The sequence below is a fragment of the Reyranella sp. genome, from assembly GCF_004297265.1.
Lineage (GTDB): Bacteria > Pseudomonadota > Alphaproteobacteria > Reyranellales > Reyranellaceae > Reyranella.
On sequence record NZ_SCUT01000040.1, the window covers coordinates 193,970 to 210,843 of the forward strand.

The 16,874-nt window shown below is 66.6% G+C and carries 14 protein-coding genes and 1 pseudogene; 4 read left to right on the top strand and 11 right to left on the bottom strand.

The window, feature by feature from the left end; translation table 11 throughout:
* Positions 1–10 precede the first annotated feature (10 nt).
* The gene (locus EPO41_RS17885; RefSeq protein ID WP_296327650.1) at positions 11–2,089 is read right to left on the bottom strand and encodes a hydantoinase/oxoprolinase family protein; all 2,079 of its coding nucleotides are present in this window, start codon (positions 2,087–2,089) and stop codon (positions 11–13) included.
* 95 nt (positions 2,090–2,184) lie between these two features.
* Here EPO41_RS17885 and EPO41_RS17890 point away from each other — a divergent pair, with 95 nt between their 5' ends.
* Genes EPO41_RS17890 through EPO41_RS17905 form a run of 4 tightly spaced genes read left to right on the top strand, consistent with a single transcriptional unit; the run spans position 2,185 to position 7,464 of the window.
* Positions 2,185–3,378, top strand: a complete 1,194-nt coding sequence (locus EPO41_RS17890) for a cyclic nucleotide-gated ion channel (protein WP_296327652.1) — start codon at positions 2,185–2,187, stop codon at positions 3,376–3,378.
* On the top strand, positions 3,375–5,066 hold the full coding sequence (locus tag EPO41_RS17895; RefSeq protein ID WP_296327654.1) for an FAD-dependent oxidoreductase: 1,692 nt from the start codon (positions 3,375–3,377) through the stop codon (positions 5,064–5,066). Before EPO41_RS17890 ends, EPO41_RS17895 begins: the two co-directional genes overlap by 4 nt.
* 26 nt (positions 5,067–5,092) lie before the next feature.
* On the top strand, positions 5,093–6,499 hold the full coding sequence (locus EPO41_RS17900) for a mannose-1-phosphate guanylyltransferase/mannose-6-phosphate isomerase (RefSeq protein WP_296327657.1): 1,407 nt from the start codon (positions 5,093–5,095) through the stop codon (positions 6,497–6,499).
* A 2-nt stretch (positions 6,500–6,501) separates the two neighbouring features.
* Positions 6,502–7,464: a hypothetical protein gene (locus EPO41_RS17905; protein WP_296327659.1), complete on the top strand. Its 963-nt coding sequence runs from the start codon at positions 6,502–6,504 to the stop codon at positions 7,462–7,464.
* Here EPO41_RS17905 and EPO41_RS17910 read toward each other — a convergent pair.
* The 10 genes and pseudogenes from EPO41_RS17910 to EPO41_RS17955 all read right to left on the bottom strand — a co-directional run.
* Complete coding sequence (locus EPO41_RS17910) at positions 7,461–8,759, bottom strand: glycosyltransferase family 2 protein (RefSeq protein ID WP_296327663.1); 1,299 nt, start codon at positions 8,757–8,759, stop codon at positions 7,461–7,463. The two genes, EPO41_RS17905 and EPO41_RS17910, sit on opposite strands and share 4 nt — an antisense overlap.
* Before the next feature lie 10 nt (positions 8,760–8,769).
* Positions 8,770–10,014, bottom strand: coding sequence for a glycosyltransferase family 2 protein (locus EPO41_RS17915; RefSeq protein ID WP_296327665.1), 1,245 nt, complete (start codon positions 10,012–10,014; stop codon positions 8,770–8,772).
* A 16-nt stretch (positions 10,015–10,030) separates the two neighbouring features.
* On the bottom strand, positions 10,031–10,747 hold the full coding sequence (locus tag EPO41_RS17920; protein ID WP_296327668.1) for an ABC transporter ATP-binding protein: 717 nt from the start codon (positions 10,745–10,747) through the stop codon (positions 10,031–10,033).
* A gap of 2 nt (positions 10,748–10,749) precedes the next feature.
* Positions 10,750–12,027, bottom strand: a complete 1,278-nt coding sequence (locus EPO41_RS17925) for an ABC transporter permease (RefSeq protein ID WP_296327670.1) — start codon at positions 12,025–12,027, stop codon at positions 10,750–10,752.
* The gene (locus tag EPO41_RS17930; protein WP_296327673.1) at positions 12,027–13,025 is read right to left on the bottom strand and encodes an efflux RND transporter periplasmic adaptor subunit; all 999 of its coding nucleotides are present in this window, start codon (positions 13,023–13,025) and stop codon (positions 12,027–12,029) included. Before EPO41_RS17930 ends, EPO41_RS17925 begins: the two co-directional genes overlap by 1 nt.
* A gap of 55 nt (positions 13,026–13,080) precedes the next feature.
* On the bottom strand, positions 13,081–14,235 hold the full coding sequence (locus EPO41_RS17935; protein ID WP_296327675.1) for a polysaccharide biosynthesis/export family protein: 1,155 nt from the start codon (positions 14,233–14,235) through the stop codon (positions 13,081–13,083).
* Positions 14,236–14,321: 86 nt separating this feature from the next.
* On the bottom strand, positions 14,322–14,696 hold the full coding sequence (locus EPO41_RS17940; protein ID WP_296327678.1) for an STAS domain-containing protein: 375 nt from the start codon (positions 14,694–14,696) through the stop codon (positions 14,322–14,324).
* A gap of 5 nt (positions 14,697–14,701) precedes the next feature.
* Entirely contained in the window at positions 14,702–15,868 is a 1,167-nt protein-coding gene (locus EPO41_RS17945; RefSeq protein WP_296327682.1) for a glycosyltransferase, read from the bottom strand.
* 6 nt (positions 15,869–15,874) lie between these two features.
* A complete protein-coding gene (locus EPO41_RS17950; RefSeq protein WP_296327684.1) occupies positions 15,875–16,681 on the bottom strand; it encodes an ABC transporter ATP-binding protein in 807 nt (268 codons plus the stop codon).
* Positions 16,659–16,874: pseudogene (locus EPO41_RS17955) on the bottom strand (ABC transporter); the annotation flags it as partial. The gene EPO41_RS17950 and the pseudogene EPO41_RS17955, both read right to left, overlap by 23 nt.

The following is a 16,874-nucleotide window of genomic DNA, read 5'->3' on the forward strand; positions in this document are numbered from 1 at the left end:
GGGTTACTCCTCACGCTGCCTTGCGATCCATAACGATACAGCCGGAGGCATCGATATGCGCGGCAAAACTGGCCGACACATAGGTCGACGTCTCGTCCTCGGCGACGATGGCCGGTCCGGCGAACCTGCTGCCCGGCGGCAGCTTCTCGCGGCGATAGACCGGCACGTCGGCAGTCTTTCCGCTTCGTCCGTCGAACACCGGGCGGCGTCCCACCGGCTCTGGCACCGGCGCGCTGCCGGCCTTCCCCTGCACGTCGGGCCGCCTGGCCTCGGTCGAAACCTGGACCGACCAGCTCAGGATCTCGATGGCCGCGTTGGGGATATGACGCTCGAACAGCACGCCGTAGTCGCGCTCGTAGGCCTCGCGCAAAGCAGCGGTGTCGGCCGCGGTCAGCGGCCGTTGCGGCAGGGTCACCATGATCTCGTGACCCTGGCCGACATAGCGCATGAAGGCGACGCGCCGCTCGAAAGTCGGCTGGCCGCGCGCGCCCGGCGCCACCAGCGCCGTCGCCTCCCGGCTCATCTCGTCCAGCATCTCGCCAGCCGCCTCCGCATCGAACGTGTCGAGGCGCATGTAGCGGCTGCGCACCAGCTCGAACGAAACCGGCGCCGCCAGGAACCCGACCGCGGAACCCACGCCGGCGTTGGGCGGCACGATGACGCGCTGCACGCCGATCTTCTCGGCGACGCGCGCGGCATGGAGCGGCGCGCCGCCGCCGAAGGCGATCAGCGTGTACTGGTTGACGACGGAGCCGCGCTCGACCGCATGGACGCGCGCCGCGCTCGCCATGTTCTCCGAGACCATCTCATAAACGGCGTAGGCTCCCATCTCGCTGGAGAGTCCGATGCCCTCCGCCACGTCGCGCTCGATGGCACCACGCGCGGCCTCGACGTCGAGGGCGATCGAGCCGCCGGCGAAATGCGCCGGGTCGATCGTGCCCAGCACGACATTGGCGTCGGTGACGGCCGGATGCCGGCCACCGCGGCCGTAGCAAGCGGGCCCGGGCTCGGCGCCGGCGCTCTCGGGGCCGACCGTGACGCGCTTCAGGGCATCGAGGCGGGCAATCGAGCCGCCGCCTGCGCCGATTTCAACCATCTCGATCACCGGGATGCGGACCGGCAGGCCGGAGCCTTTCAGGAAACGGGCCGCACGGTCGACTTCGAACACGCGTGCGGTGTGGGGCTGGTAGTCGTCGATCAGGCAGATCTTGGCCGTGGTGCCGCCCATGTCGTAGCTCAGCGCCCGCCCCTCGCCGGCCCGCGCCGCCACCTGGGCCGCGAAGATCGCGCCGCCGGCCGGGCCGGATTCGACCAGACGCACCGGAAAGCGACGCGCCGTCTCAATGGCGGTGAGGCCGCCGCCGGAAGTCACGAGATAGATCGTGCCGGTGAACTTTTCCGCCGCGAGGGCCGCCTGCATGCGGGCGAGATAGGAGTCCATCAACGGCTGCACATAGGCGTTGGCCACCGCCGTCGATGTCCGTTCGTACTCGCGAACCTCGGGGCAGACTTCGCTCGAAAGCGTCACCCGGAGTTCGGGCAGTTCCGCATTCAGAATCTCGCGTACGCGCCGCTCGTGAGCCGGATTCACGTAGGAATGCATGAATGCCACGGCGACGCTTTCGACGCCTTCGGCCTTGAGCGTTCCAGCCAAAGTCCGCACAGCGCCCTCATCCAAGGCCAAGCGAACCTTGCCGTGGACGTCCATTCGTTCGGGGACGGTGAACCGCATCGCACGCGCAACGAGCGGCTTGGGCTTCTCGATGCCGAGGTCGTACTGGTCGTAGCGGCTCTCGTTGGCGATATCGAGGACGTCACGGAAGCCTTCCGTAGCGATCAGGGCCGTGCGCGCGCCGCGTCGTTCGATAACCGCATTGGTGGCCAGCGTGGTCCCGTGCACGAAGACACCGACATCGCCAAACCCCTTGCCGGCATCGCCGAGGATGAGGCGGACCCCTTCGAGGACGGCCTCCTCGGGCCGCTGTGGCGTCGTCAGCAGCTTGCGCGTTATCCGACGGCCCCCTTCTTCCAACACCACATCCGTGAACGTGCCGCCAATGTCGACGGCAATACGCAAATCGTTGATCACCTTGAGTGCAAACCTCTGTCTCGGGGGGATGGTCTGAGGGTAGACCGGGCGCCGCCGCGTTGCAATTCGCAGGCCAGCCCGCCTATGGTCGCTCCGTGACGGCCAAAGAAAAGACGCTCCGGGCTCAGCTGTTCGAACTCCTGCGCCCCAACGACCCCTTGCCGGGCGCCCGCCGCTGGCGGACGGCCCACCTGGTGATCCTCGCCATCGGACTGCTCGCGGTCATCCTGCTGTCCGTGGATGAATTGTCGCCCCCACATCGGGTGGTCCTGCGTGGCGCGATCTGGGGTGTGACGTTGTTCTTCCTCGTCGAGTACCTGGCCCGCCTCTGGGTGGCGCCCGAACTGCCCCACATGGCCGACATGTCTCCCTTGGCGGCGCGGCTGCGCTGGGCCTGCAGCGTACCCGGCCTGATCGGATTGCTCGCGATCACGCCCGCCATCATGCTGGCGGGTGGTTACAGCATTGCCGGGACAGATGCCGCGTCCGTCTTCTGCATCCTGTGGATATTGAAGCTCGGCCTTCACGCGCCCGCCTTCGGCACGCTCGCCCGCGTGATCTCCAATGAGCGTGCGCCCATTGCCAGCGTACTGATCGTGTTTGCGATCCTGTTGATGTCCGCAGCCACCGGCGCCCACATCGCGGAGCGCGACGGCCAGCCCCAGCAGTTCGGCAGCCTTCCCAACGCCATGTGGTGGTCGGTGGTCACCCTGACGACGACCGGCTACGGCGACGTGGTGCCGCTGACGCCCGCCGGCCGCATCATCGGCTCGCTGCTGATGATCAGTGGCATCGCGGTGCTGGCGTTGATGACCGGTGTGCTCGCAACGGGCTTCGCGCAGGAGGAGCGGCGTCGCGAATATCTGCGCGTCTGGGATCAGGTCACGCGCGTCCCGATCTTCGCGTCGCTTGGCACCGTCACCCTCTCCGAAATCGTGGGCAAGCTGCGTACCCGCTACTATCCCGCCCGCGTGACGGTCCTGCGTCGCGGCGATCCAGGCGACTCGATGTTCTTCATCTCGAACGGCGAAGTCGAGGTGCGCCTGCCGACCGGCGGCACGGTCCGCCTGGGCGACGGCGCCTTCTTCGGCGAGATGTCGCTGCTCAACCGGCAGCCTCGCGGCGCAACCATCGCCACGACCACACCCACGACCCTTCTGGTCCTCTACGCCAGCGACTTCTACGAGATCGCCTCCCACATTCCAGCCCTTGCCGAAGCCGTGGAGAACGAGGCCAGGCGTCGGCGCGAGGAGAACCTCGAGCGCCAATCCGGGGGGACGACGTCATGATTGAAACCGACCTGCTGGTGATCGGGTCGGGAGCTGCGGGCTTCTCGGCGGCCCTGACGGCCTCTCATGCCGGCCTGGACGTGCTCATGGTCGAGAAGGAGAAGCTGTTCGGCGGCACCACCGCCTATTCGGCCGGCGTCATCTGGATCCCCGGCAACCGGCACGGCCGCGCGCTCGGTATCGCGGACTCAAAGGAGGACGCGCTCACCTACCTGCAGCACGAGGCCGGCAATCGCCTGAACCTCGAATTGGCCAATGCCTTTCTGGAAAACTGCAATCCCGCGGTCGAGTTCATCGAGAACAACACGCACGTCCGATACGAGGCCGTGCCGATCTGGGCCGACTATCATCCGACCAGGCCCGGCGCCGCCCAGGGCGGACGTTCGCTGCTGCCGCTGCCGTTCGATGGACGGCGGCTCGGCAAGCGGTTCAACCAATTGCGGGCACCGCTGCGGACCATGATGGCGTTCGGCGGCATGATGCTCGGCCGCAACGACCTGCCCCATGTCTTCAAGATGACGCGCTCCGCCCGCTCGGCTTTCCATGTCGCGGGCATGACGGCACGCTATGCGATCGACCGGCTGAGCCACGATCGCGGCACCCGTCTCACCAACGGCAACGGCCTCATCGCCGCCCTCGCCCTCTCGGCCGAGGAACGCGGGATCGAGCTCTGGCTGGGGAGTCCGGTCGTCGAGCTGATGCAGCGCGACGCTGTCGTTACCGGCGCGATCGTGCAGCGAGACGGAAAGCGGCAGGAGATCCGTGCGCGACGCGGCGTCGTGCTGGCCTGCGGCGGCTTTCCCGCCGACGACGAACTCAAGAGCCGCTACTACGGCCATGTGCGCGACGGCCATTTCCATCGCTCGGCGCCACCGCCGGGCAATCGCGGCGACGGGATCCGGCTCGGCCGGTCGGTCGGCGGCGCGATGGCGGAAGATGTCGCCTACCCAGCGGCCTGGGTTCCGGTTTCGCTGGTTCCGCAGCCGGATGGATCGACGCTGCCGTTCCCGCATTTCTACGAGCGCGGCAAGCCCGGTTACATTGCCGTCGACCCGGCGGGCCGGCGCTTCGCGAACGAATCGGCCTCCTACCATGACTTCGTGCCGGCCATGGTCGAGGCCTGCCGCGGCCGCAGCGAGACGAGCGCCTGGCTGCTCTGCGACCACCGTGCCATCCGGCGCTACGGCATGGGCGCCATCGGGCCGGCGCCGCTGCCGCTCGGCCCCCACATCCGGAATGGCTATCTGTTGACGGCAGCGAGCTGGCCGGAGCTGGCGGCCAGAACCGGCGTTGATTCAGATACACTGCAGTCAACGATTTCCCAATTTAATGGGCACGCCGCCCGGGGCGAGGATCCCGATTTCGGCAAAGGCACCGATGCCTACCATCGCTTCAACGGCGACCCCACGCACGGACCCAATCCCTGCCTGGCGCCGCTCGAGCAGGGGCCCTTCTACGCCATGAAAATGGTGCCCGGAGACATCGGGACGTTCCTCGGCCTTCGGGTGGACGGCCATGCCCGGGTCCTCGACGCCACGGGGGCGCCGATCCCGGGCCTCTATGCCGCCGGAAACGACATGACCAGTGTCATGGGCGGCACCTATCCGGGCGCCGGCATCACCATTGGCCCAGCCCTCACCTTCGGCTATATCGCGGCCCGGCACGCGGCCGCAGAAGCCGCCCGCTAAGCCCCTCAGGCAACGAAAGCTCCGCAATGTCGCTCATCACGCCCGTTATCCTCGTCGGAGGCTCCGGCAAGCGCCTGTGGCCACTGTCGCGCGAGAGCATGCCCAAGCAGTTCGTGCCGCTGCTCGGCAAGCAGTCGACCTTCCAGCAGACGCTCCTGCGCGTGTCCGACCGCAGCCTGTTCGGCAAGCCGGTGATCGCGACCAACGACGCCTACCGCTTCATGTGCGAGAGCCAGGCGCGGGAGATCGGCGTCGAGATCGACATCCTGGTCGAGCCGTCTCGCCGCGATTCAGGCCCCGCCATGGCGGCCGCCGCCGCCTACACCCGCAGTCTGGGCGCCAAGGCCGTTCTGGCGCTCGCCTCCGACCATCTGGTGATCGGCGCCGAGGAATTCCTCGCCGGCTGTCGAGAGGGCCTTACCGCCGTCGAACAGGGCGGCATCGTCACCTTCGGCATCCCGCCCACGGAGCCCAAGACCGACTACGGCTACATCCGTCCCGGCAGCGAGACGATCGGCCCCGTGATGAAGGTCGCGGCTTTCGTCGAGAAACCCAATGCCCAGAAGGCGATGCAGTACATCGCCGAGGGCCTGCTGTGGAACAGCGGCAATTTCCTGTTCCCGCCCGAGCTGCTGCTCTCGGAGATGAAGCGCTTCGAGCCGGCCATGGCCGCCGCCGCCGAGGAGGCTGTCGCCAAGGCGAGGAAGACCGGCTCCACCGTGTTCCTCGACGCCGAGGCCTTCGCCAGGGCGCCGGCCAAGTCGATCGACTATGCCGTGATGGAGCGCACCGACAAGTGCTGGGTGGTGCCGGCCCGCTTCCGCTGGTCCGACCTCGGCACCTGGGACGCGCTGCTCGATGTCGGCGACGCCGACAGCGCCGGCAATGTCACTGAAGGTCCGGTCGAGATCGACCATGTGCGCAATTCCTACATCCGTTCGGACGGACCGCTGACCGCGGTGATCGGCGTCGAGGACGTGGTCGTGGTGTCGATGAACGATGCTGTGCTGGTCGGCCATCGCGACAACCTTCCGCGCCTCAAGGACGTCGTGCAGCGCATGTCCGACGGCAAGCACCGCGCCGCGACCGAGCACGCGGTGATGCATCGTCCCTGGGGCAGCTACCAGGACATCGACCGCGGCGAGCGATTCCGCGCCAAGCGCCTCACGGTCAAGCCCGGCGGCAAGCTCAGCCTGCAGAGTCACAATCGCCGCGCCGAACACTGGGTGGTCGTGAAGGGCATCGCCGAGGTCACGCTCGACGGCAAGGTCATGACGCTCCACGAGAACGAATCGACCTACATTCCGATCGGCGGCGTCCATCGCCTTGCCAATCCGGGCACAGAGCTCCTGGAAGTGGTCGAAGTGCAGACCGGCGACTATGTCGAGGAAGACGACATCGTCCGCTACGAGGACATCTACGCGCGGGTCTGAGCATGCTGTTCGGCGCACACCACGAGTGGGGCAGGCTTCGCGAAATGGTGATCGGGCTCTCCCCGGCCGAAGACGTCGTCGTCTTTTACGAGGAATCGTGCCGCTGGCTGACGCCGGAGGGTCTCGAATTCAGCCGCCGCCACACCGGACGGCGCCTGATCGACGTCGATCCGGACTGGGCGCACCGCATCGAACGCCAGGTCGATGCGCTGGCCGAACTCGTGGCCCGCGAGGGCATCACGGTGCATCGCCCGCAAAGGCTGAAGGGCGAGGAGCGCACGTTCCTTGCGCCGAACGGCGAGGGCGCGCAGCTCTTTCCGCGTGACGGCATGATCGTCGTCGGCAGGCACGTAATCGACGCCTCGCTGCGCCTGAAATGCCGCCAGCGCGAGCGCTATGGCCTGCGACTGCTGATCCAGAACGCCATACTGGCCAAGGGTGCGCATTGGTCGAGCGTTCCGCTGGGCTCGCCCGGCTGCGTCGACGGTCCCTTCCTCGAAGGCGGCGACACGCTGCTCAACGGCCACGAGATCTATGTCGGCATCTCGGGCTGCGCTTCCGATCTCGCCGGCGCCGACTGGCTGCAGGCCCTGCTCGGCGACACCTATCGCGTGATCCCGGTCGCCCTGAAGTCGCACGTCCTCCATCTCGACTGCGCCATGGCGCTGATCCAGCCCGGCCTGGTGATCCATTGCCCGCAGAAGCTCATCGACGGCCTGCCTATGTCGCTGCGCGACTGGGACAAGATCGAGGTTTCGTCCGAGGAAGCCGCGCTTCTCGCCACCAACGGCCTCGTCCTCGAGCCGGGGCGGGTCATCGTCGACGCGGACAACAAGCGCGTGATCGACGAGTTGCGCAAGCGCAAGGTCGACGTCATCCCCCTGCCCTTCGACGGCCCGATCCGGCTGGGCGGAGGCCTGCGCTGTGCCCACAATCCGCTGCTGCGCGAGAGCGTGCTGGCTTAGGTTCCGCGCTTGGGCGTGCGGTCGAACACGACCGGCTTGGGCTTGCTGAACGTCTTCCGCAGGTGGACGCCGAACGAGCGGAAGACGGTCGCCACCTGCCCGCCCACGAACCGCAGCAGCACGACGCCGAACTCCAGCGGCGGTATCTCGCCGCCGCGGATGAAGTTGTGGCCGGCGCGCAGGAAGGTCGTGGCGCAGACCAGCACCCACGCCACCGTGACGACGAACAAGGTCAGCAGCAGCGGCACGAGGGACGGCGCCAGCAGGCCCGCCAGGATTCCCGAGACGATGCCGACCAGAAGCACCGGCTGGTTGAGCGCCATGCAGAGATGCAGGAGAGCCGCGAGCTTGGACGACAGGGTGATGTCCCGGCTCTTGAGGATTTCCGGGAACATGCGCATCGAGACGTGCCGGAACCCGTCCTGCCAGCGCTGCTGCTGGCGCAGCCAGGTCTTGGTGTCGGCCGGCAGCTCACCCGGCACGCCGACACTGGTCAGGAACAGCGCGCGCCAGCCTTTTACCCAGCCGCGGTAGGTGAGATCGAGATCCTCGGTGACGGTATCGCCCTTCCAGCCGCCACCGGCATCGATCGCCGCGCGCTGCCAGATGCCGCAGGTGCCGTTGAAGGGCAGCGGATGGCCGGCCCAGCAGCGCGTCGCCTGCTCGATGCCGAGATGGGCGTCGAGCGTCACCATCTGCATCTCGGTCAGCGCGTTCTCGTGCGGGTTGAGGAAGTCGAAGCGCGCCTGGACGAAGGCGGTCTTCGGCTCGGCGAAGAAGGGACGCATGCAGACGCGCAGGAAGTCGGTCGGCGGAATGTAGTCTACGTCGAAGATCGCGAAGAAATCGTAGGGCGTCTGCTGCATCGCCTCGTGCAGGGCGCCGCCCTTGTAGCCGCTGCGGTCGGTGCGCTGGAGCGCGACCACGTCGAAACCCTTGGCCCGCAGCTCGGCCGCGACCTGGCGCACCATCTCCGCCGTCTCGTCGGTACTGTCGTCGAGGAGCTGGATGTGCAGCTTGTCGCGCGGCCAGTCGAGCGCCGCCGCCGACTCCGCGCCGCGACGCACCACCGGGCCCTCGTTGAACGACGGGATCTGCACCACGACATGCGGCAGGTCGGCGTCGGCCGGCAGCGGCGTCGAAAGCAGCATCTCCTCGCGACGGAGGCCGCGGGCCTTCAGGCGGTGGTGCAGCACTACCATGTAGAGCAGGCTGCCGATGAAGGCGGCCAGCAACACGCAGCAGACCGTGAACACGGCGCCGAAAAGGAGAGCCAGGGTGGCAAGCATGGCCATCGACGCTGCCTCAGACGCCCGTCTTGGGCGTGCGGTTGAATTCGGTCTTCTTGCCGAAGCCGGCGCTGACGATCGCGGTGGCGTTGGCGACGGCGAGGTATACGATCAGCGCGGGCACGCTGGCAGCCGTGACCAAGTAGCGCGCCGTGCCGCCGCGCTTCAGGCGCCGGTAGGCGCCCCAGGTCATGCCGAACAGCACGGCGAGCATGCCGATCAGCCACAGCCAGAGGCCGAAACCGAAGAGCCCCAGCAGCCGTCCATGGCCCAGGATCGAGACGACCAGGGCCATGATGCCGACCACGAGCAGCGGAAAGATGAGCTGCTGGCTGAGCGCCACGGTGGTGGTGAGCTTCGCCTCGGTCGGCCAGGCCGACTTCCAGATCGGCACCAGCAGCTTGCGGGCGACCTGCACGAAACCCTTGGACCAGCGGCTCTGCTGGGCGCTGAAATCCTCGACCTTCTGCGGCAGTTCGCCGACCACGTGCGTGTCCATCAGGAATACGCCGGTCCAGCCCTTCAGGTAGGTCCGCAGGACCAGGTCGAGGTCTTCCGACAAGGTGTCGTGCGACCAGCCGCCCGCCTCCTCGACGGCGGCGCGGCGCCAGATGCCGCCGGTGCCGTTGAACTGGAACGGCACGCCGCGCCGGGCGCGGACGTCCTGCTCCACGGCAAAATGCGCGTCCTGCATGAGGCGCTGGGTGCGCGTCAGCCAGTTGCGCTCGCCGTTGCCCCACTCGATGCGGGTCTGCACGAAGGCGGCCCGCGGATTGGCCAGCATCGCGGCCATCGCCTGCTTCAGCCAGTCCGACGGCGGCACGAAATCGGCGTCGAACACGGCGACAAAGGGCGCATCGTCGAGCGCGAGGCCCGCCGCCAGCGCCCCGGCCTTGAAGCCCCCACGGTCACTGCGGCGGACATGATGGGCATCTATGCCTGCCTTGCGCAGGCGGGCGATGGCATGGGCGGCGATATCCGAGGTGATGTCGTTGCTGTCGTCGAGGAGCTGGATCGTCAGTCGGTCGCGCGGCCAGTCGAGCGCACCCATGGCGGCCATCGAGCGCTCCACCACCAGCGGCTCGTTGTAGACCGGCACCTGCACCAGCACGCGCGGCAGATCCTCGGGCAATGAAGGCGCCGGAGCCTGCCCGCGTGGCAGCTCGAACAGCCAGTACACCAGATAGAGGAAGTAGCCTGCGATCGCGAACTGCGCGGCGAGGCACAGGAAGACGAGGAGATCGATCAGGAACAGCAGCATGCCGGGGCCGCCGCTCTCAATGGTAATGGATGGGGACTTCGAAGCATCGGCCGTCCTCGATGTGGAGGCGGCGCGAGGCAACGTCGAAGATGCGCTCGTCGTGAGTCGAAAGCACCACCGCGCACTTGGCACGCAGGGCCAGGTCCTTGAGCTGGTCGACCACCAGCCGGCCCGACACGCGATCCAGGGCCGAAGTGGGTTCGTCGGCGATGATGAGATCAGGCAGCCCGATCATGGTCCGGGCGATGGCGACACGCTGCTGCTGACCACCCGACAACTCATCCGGCCATGCAGCGCCCTTGTCGCCGAGGCCGAGCATGCCGAGCAGGTGCCGCGCGCGCGGCTCGTCCCACGCCGGATCGGCGAGCGGCGTCGTGGAGACGCCGGCGATCACGTTCTGCAGGGCCGTCAGCGAGGACAGCAGATTGCGCTTCTGGAACAGGAAGCGGATGCGATTGCGCAATTCGTCGAGGGCAGAGCCGCCCAGGCCCACGATATCGGTCCCGAGCAGGCGAAGCTTGCCCTCGGAGGGCTTGCGCATGGTCCCGAGGATGGTAAGCAGCGTCGTCTTGCCCGACCCCGACGGGCCGGTGACGATCACCAGCTCGCCCTCGCGGACCTGCATGTTGATGTCGAACAGGACGTCGACCCGCTGCGGCCCCTCGCCATAGTGGTGGTGAACGTCGACGGCCTCGACGACCGCCGGCCCGAATCCCTGTGTGTCGGCGGTCATGGTCACTCGAACAGCATGATGGGATCGACCCGCCACAGACGCCGGATGGCGAACAGGCTGGAAACGACGGTCATGATCAGGCAGGCGACCAGCGCCACGACCATTTCGCGCAGGCCCATCGTCATGCCGAGATGCATGGCTGCTTCCGTGGCGCCGTAGACGAAGCGCCCGAGCGTGAAGGCCACGAGGAAGGCCGGCGTGATGATGGCGGCGCCGATCTGGCCGATCATGAACAGGAAGAACCACCAGTCGTAGCCGAGGCTCTTCAGGATGGCATATTCCGGCAGGTAGAAGCGGATGATCTGGTACTGGGCGTAATAGATGAAGACCATGCCGATCATCACGCCCATCACGAAGCCCAGGTCGGTGATGTAGCCGACCGGCGTCTCGCGCGACCAATAGGTCCGTTCGCGTTTCTCGAAGTCGCGCAGGGTGACGACCTCGCCGCGCCCGGCCAGAGCGGTATTGAGCTCCCGGCGGACCTGTTCGACGTTCGAGCCCTTGGCGAGCTGGATCGCGATGAACGCCGGCCGGTCGGACCACCACGAACCGAATACCTCGGCCATCGTGTCCTCCGACATGATGATGGAGCCGTCGTTCAGCACGTTGGGGCCGAGGGCGAATGTGCCGACCACGAACAGCTGGCGCAGCAGCCCGCGATTGTCGGGCGGTCCAAGCACCTGGAACTCCGGCTTGCCAGGTCCTACCTGGTCGGCGAGATCGCCAAAATAGGGTCTCGATTCGCGATCGTAGAGCAGCCGGCGCGCCTCGCGCAGCCGGTAGAGGTTCTCGCGCAGGCCGGGCACGTCGATGGCCGGGCGCTCGACATCGACCGCATACCAGGCAATCCGGCGCCCGCTGTCCATGCCCTTGTGGGTGATCGACATCACGCCGAACCAGAACGGCAGCGTGTTGGTCACCGCCGGATTGGCCGACAGGACGTCTGTCATGGAGGCCGGCACTTCGGCGTGAAGCTGCAGCGACTTGAAGCCGTAGGGCACCAGGACGAGGTCACCGACCACCGAGCGGTGAAGCCGGATCGCCGAGTCATAGACGGCGCGCTCGATGCCGAGCTGGGCGAAGATGACCAGCAGGCTCGCGGTGACGCCGGCGAGCGACAGAAGGGTACTCGTCCGCTGGCGCTTGAGCTGCTGGGCGCCCAGCGGCATGCGCGTGGCGGTGACGGCCGCCGCCCGCAACCGCGTCAACGAGAAGCCCGCCCACCAGTTGAACCAGCGCCGCGGCCGCAGCGACGGATTGCCTGGCAGCGTGACAGCCATCAGAGAAAGGTGACGCGCGTCTCGCGGCCCAGAACCTGGGGCATGCTGGACGGGTCGTCGAGCTGGATCTCGACCTGGACCACGCGCGCGTCGGTGGAGGAGCCGCCATCGGGCTCCATGCGCTGCATGCGCTTTACCGTCGGCGCAACACGGGAGATCGTGCCCATGTAAACGGTCGGACTACCGCGAAAGGTCACCTCGACCTTGCCGCCGGTCGCAATGCGACCGACATTCAATTCGTCCACGTCGGCCAGCACGCGAAGCTGCGACAGGTCGACGATCTTGGCGATGCCGTTCTGAGACACGCGCTCGCCCTGACGCGAATAGATCTGGATCACGATGCCATCGAGCGGCGAACGCACCAGCGCCTGCTCGCGCGTGTTCCGGGCATTGTCCAGCTTGGCCTTGATGATCGAGATGTCCGTATCGATCTGCTGCAGGTCGGTCTGGAGCGTTTCCTTCATGACGCGCAGTTTTGCCTGCTCCCGCTCGAGGCTCTGCTGCGAAATGCTCTGCTCGAGTTGCTTTTGGTCCGGCGGCTTGCCGGAACGCTGCATCTCGAGGTTCTTGAGCTTGACCTCTTCGGCCGCGGACTTGACCATGACTTCCTGCATGGCGATCTCGGCCATGCGATAGCCGCTGACCATTGCCTCACGAGCCCGCTCGGTCTTGGCAAGTTCGGCTTCCGACGTGCGAACGGCGATGTCGGCCTTTGGATAATTCGACAGGACGGCGATGACCTCGCCGCGCTTGACCGTCTGACCGTCGGTAACCCGCAGTTCGTTCAGCACGCCGCCGCCGGCCGGGTCCCCGGCAATCAGGGCCGTGCCCGCAGGCGCGTCCGTGTAGCCACGTGAAATCAGCGGTGGCAACGGACGGGGGCCGTCCTGGGCACTGCTGGTCTGCCGGCTGGGGGTCATCCACAGGATGAGAGCCGCGCCGACGAGCAGCGCGACCAATCCTGCGGCGCTCCAAGTGAACTTTCTTACCTGCGCCATAACAAATAGTACCAGAAAACCCCTGGGGACGCTGCCCCTAGTTGGAAGCCCGGCGTCAGAAGCCGGTTGTCAGAACATTGCCGCGCGCGACACCCACGATCGAGAATGTACGATAGATTGATGTCAAGATCTTGTCGTACTCGTAGAGTGGCGCGTTCGTAATGTAGACAACGTCCTTCGGCAGCACCGGAAACTGCTGAGCGATGAAAATGGATACCGGCTGGTAGAGATCCAGCCGGAAAACGCGCGCCCGGGCTGTGGGATTGTTCTGCAAATCCCCCATTCTGAACACATAAACGCCCGTTTTGTTGGCCCGCGAGTCGTTCAGGCCACCGACCATGCCCATGGCCTCGAGCAGGCTGATCGAATGCTTGGACATGTCGACATTGCCCGCCTTCACGACGGCACCCAGCACGGTGAACATCCGAGGATTGGGGCGAACAACGATCTCGTCGTTCTTTTGAAGGCCGATGTCGCCCCCGGCCAGCAGGTCGGAATATTGTTGCTGCAGGATGATCTGGCCGTTGCGGCGCACGACCACCTCGAATTGATTGGCGCCCACGCCGTTGGGCTGCTGTCCGCCGATGCCGGACGGGCCGCCGGACTTGTTGATCGCCTCGACGACGGTGCGGACCCCCTCGAGCAGGGAGACCCGTCCGGGGTTCCGGACGTCGCCCGATACCATCACGGTGTGGGTCCGGTCGGCGACGAATTCGACGATGACCTGCGGGTCCTGGGCCTTGCCGGAACTGGCCACCTGCTGGGAGATCTTCTTCTCGATCTGGCTCAGGTCAAGGCCCGCAACCTTGATCGTGCCGACGAAAGGGACGTTGATGGTGCCGTCGTCGGTGACGCGCTGGACGCCGAAATCGGCTCCTGGCCGCTGGATCGTCGGGAAGATGCTGCCTTCGTAGGGCTCGAATATGCGGACCTTGATAGCGTCGCCGGGCGCCACGGCGACTCGGCCGCCGGCCGACAGATTGCTCACCGTCGAGGCGCGGTCGATAGGCGGAGGCTGGCGATAGTTCGCGATGGTCGTCGGCGTGAGGTCGATCACGTCGAAGGGCAAGGCATCGGTCGTTGTCGTGGCCGCGCCCCCCATCCAGGGACCGTCGCCGGGCATCGCGGTGCAGGCCGCCAAGCCAACAACCAGGCCGAGGACAATGGCGGTAGGTCGCGCGGCGGCGCGCAGCCAGCTCCAGATTGTCAAATTCCGATCTCCGTCCGGAACTGTCGCCGCGATTCGCGCCGCGCCTGGTCCCAACTCATTGATACGTCACTCAGCCCAATCTGTAGTTAACCCGCGGTGCGGCGCGGGTGCAAGCTTTCCCCTGCGGGGAGTCGTGGTTCCTTCTCAAGCCTCGCCGCGGCCTCTTCAGTCGTCCCGGTGATCTCCAGCAGTTCCGAGAAGCCACTGACGAGAAGGCAATCCCACGCCGCACCGGCGAACCGGCAGAACACGATGCGCGCCTGCACGTCCGCCGCCCGATGCAGGACGGACGCAAACGTCCGGACGCCGGCGGCACTCATGTAGGCGACCTCGCTGCCATCGACGATGACACGCGCACCCGGCCGAAGCTCTGCCAGCAGCATCCCTTCGACCGCCGTAGCGGTCACGGAATCGACCTTGGCCGGCAGCATCACGGTGGAGATCGGCAGCTTCCTGATCATGCTACTCATACGGACTTCCCGGATTCAGCATCCCTCTGCCTGTCGCTGGCGGCCACATGGCGATCCCGCCATTGCCCGCCCAGATCGCTGCCGCGCCATTGGATCGTGCGGCCCCACAGCGCATTCACGATCAGGACCGGCGCGAGCGCCTCGCGAACCAGCGCCGCAGTTGCCGCGCGCAGCCCGAAGGACAGGCCGCGACCCGTCATGAACCATTTCTCGGCCAGCAGCCATGCGACGGTATGGAGGACCAGGGCGGCGGCGACCAGAGCCGCGTTCGCCCCCGAACAGACGAGAGCGCCGACGCCGGCGAGGCCCGTGGCAGCCCAGCCGATCGCGGGTTCCCACAGCACGAGCGGCCAGACGGGCAGTCGCAGCCGCGTTCGCGCCCAGCGAACCTGGCGTCGCCACACGGTCGGCCAGGACCGCTCGCCAATCGGCAGGCGCAGCATAATCTCACCCAGATGTGTGGAAAGGCCCAGTTCGCGCACCGAACGCACGACCGAATAGTCGTCGGCGATCCAGCGGTTGAAGCCCCGCCAGTTGCCGATGCGCTGAAGCGTCTCGTGGGTCATCAGCGTGACGCCGCCCGACGCCACGGCGAGCCCGAGTCGGTCGGCGGCGAACAGGAACCTCGCCTGATGGCCGTCGATATAGGCGCGCTCGATCTCGGCCGCGAAAGTCGCCGGTGCTTCCGCCGCCTTGAGTGCGAGCACAAGCCCCGCTCCCGTCGCCAGAGGGGCAGCCGCACGGCGCAACTCGTCGAGGCTGAGCTGGATGCCGGCATCGCACAGGCCCACGACCGGACGGCTGGCCACCTCCAGCCCCTTGCGGACGTTGTTCATCTTCGGATTGAAGGTGTCGTCCTTGCCGACGAGGATCGGCGCCTCGGGCCAAAGGGTCCTGACCGGCGTCACGGCACCATCGTCGGCGTCAGCCACGCAGATCAGCACTTCGACCCCGGCCTCGGCCAGCCGCCGCAGGGCCTGCACGTAGGCCGCCGTCGCATCCTCGGCGCCGGCCATCGGCGCCACGATGCTGAAATCATTCGCCCGATGGCTGGCGGCAAAAATCCGTCGGGGCCTACGCCCCAGCGCGGCACTTGCCCACTGGATCGCCGAACCGAACGACCACCAGCCGAAGCCGAGCCACGCCAGGGTCCCCGGCTCCATGCCGCCCTACTCGCCCGCAGCGACCTGCTTGGCGTTTCCGGAGGAGAAGCGCTGGACGTCGTCCTTCTCGACCAGCAGGGCGCGGTGATAGGAGCGGATGACATCGTTGGGATCGCCCTGCTCGCGGATGCGCCCTTCCTCGATCCAGATCGCGCGCGTGCACAGGCGGCGGACCTCGGCCATCGAATGGGACACGAAGAGCAGCGTCCCGGTCTTGCGGAAATTGTCGATCCAGTCGAGGCACTTGCGCTGGAACGCCGCGTCACCGACCGACAGCGCCTCGTCGACGACCAGGATGTCCGCCTCGACGTGCGCACAGATCGAGAAGGCAAGGCGCGTGCGCATGCCCATCGAATAGTGCTTCACCGGCTGGTCCATGTACTCGCCGATGCCGGCAAACTCGGCGATCGAGTCGAATTTGCGCAGGACTTCGCTGCGCTTCAGGCCGAGCACCGCGCCGCCGATCAGGACGTTCTCCCGGCCCGACAGCTCCATGTCGAAGGTCGAGCCCAGCGCCAGCACCGGCGCGATGCGGCCGTTGACCCTGAGTTCGCCATGGCTGGGCAGCGTCATGCCACAGACCACCTGCAGCAGCGTGGACTTGCCACAACCGTTACGGCCGAGGATGCCGATGCTCTCGCCCTTCTTCACCTCGAGGCTGATGTCGCGCAGCACCCAGAACGGCTTGAAGTACGCCTTCCACCAGCCGAACAGAACCTGCTTCAACCAGTCGTTGCGGTGGGCGTAGAGCTGGAACGCCTTGCCGAGGTTCTTCGCCTCGACGACGATCTCAGAGGACGTCGACGATGACATTCCGATACCTGTCAAAGAACCAGTAGCCGAAATAGAAGCTGAACAGCGAAATGAACAATGTCCAGCCGTAGAGGATCATGTTGGGCAGTCTGCCCCCCAGCACCAAGTCGCGCAGAATTTCGACAAAGCAAACCAGCGCATTGCCATACATCCAAAAATCGTAGGGCGCCGGCACCATCGACGGCAGATAGAA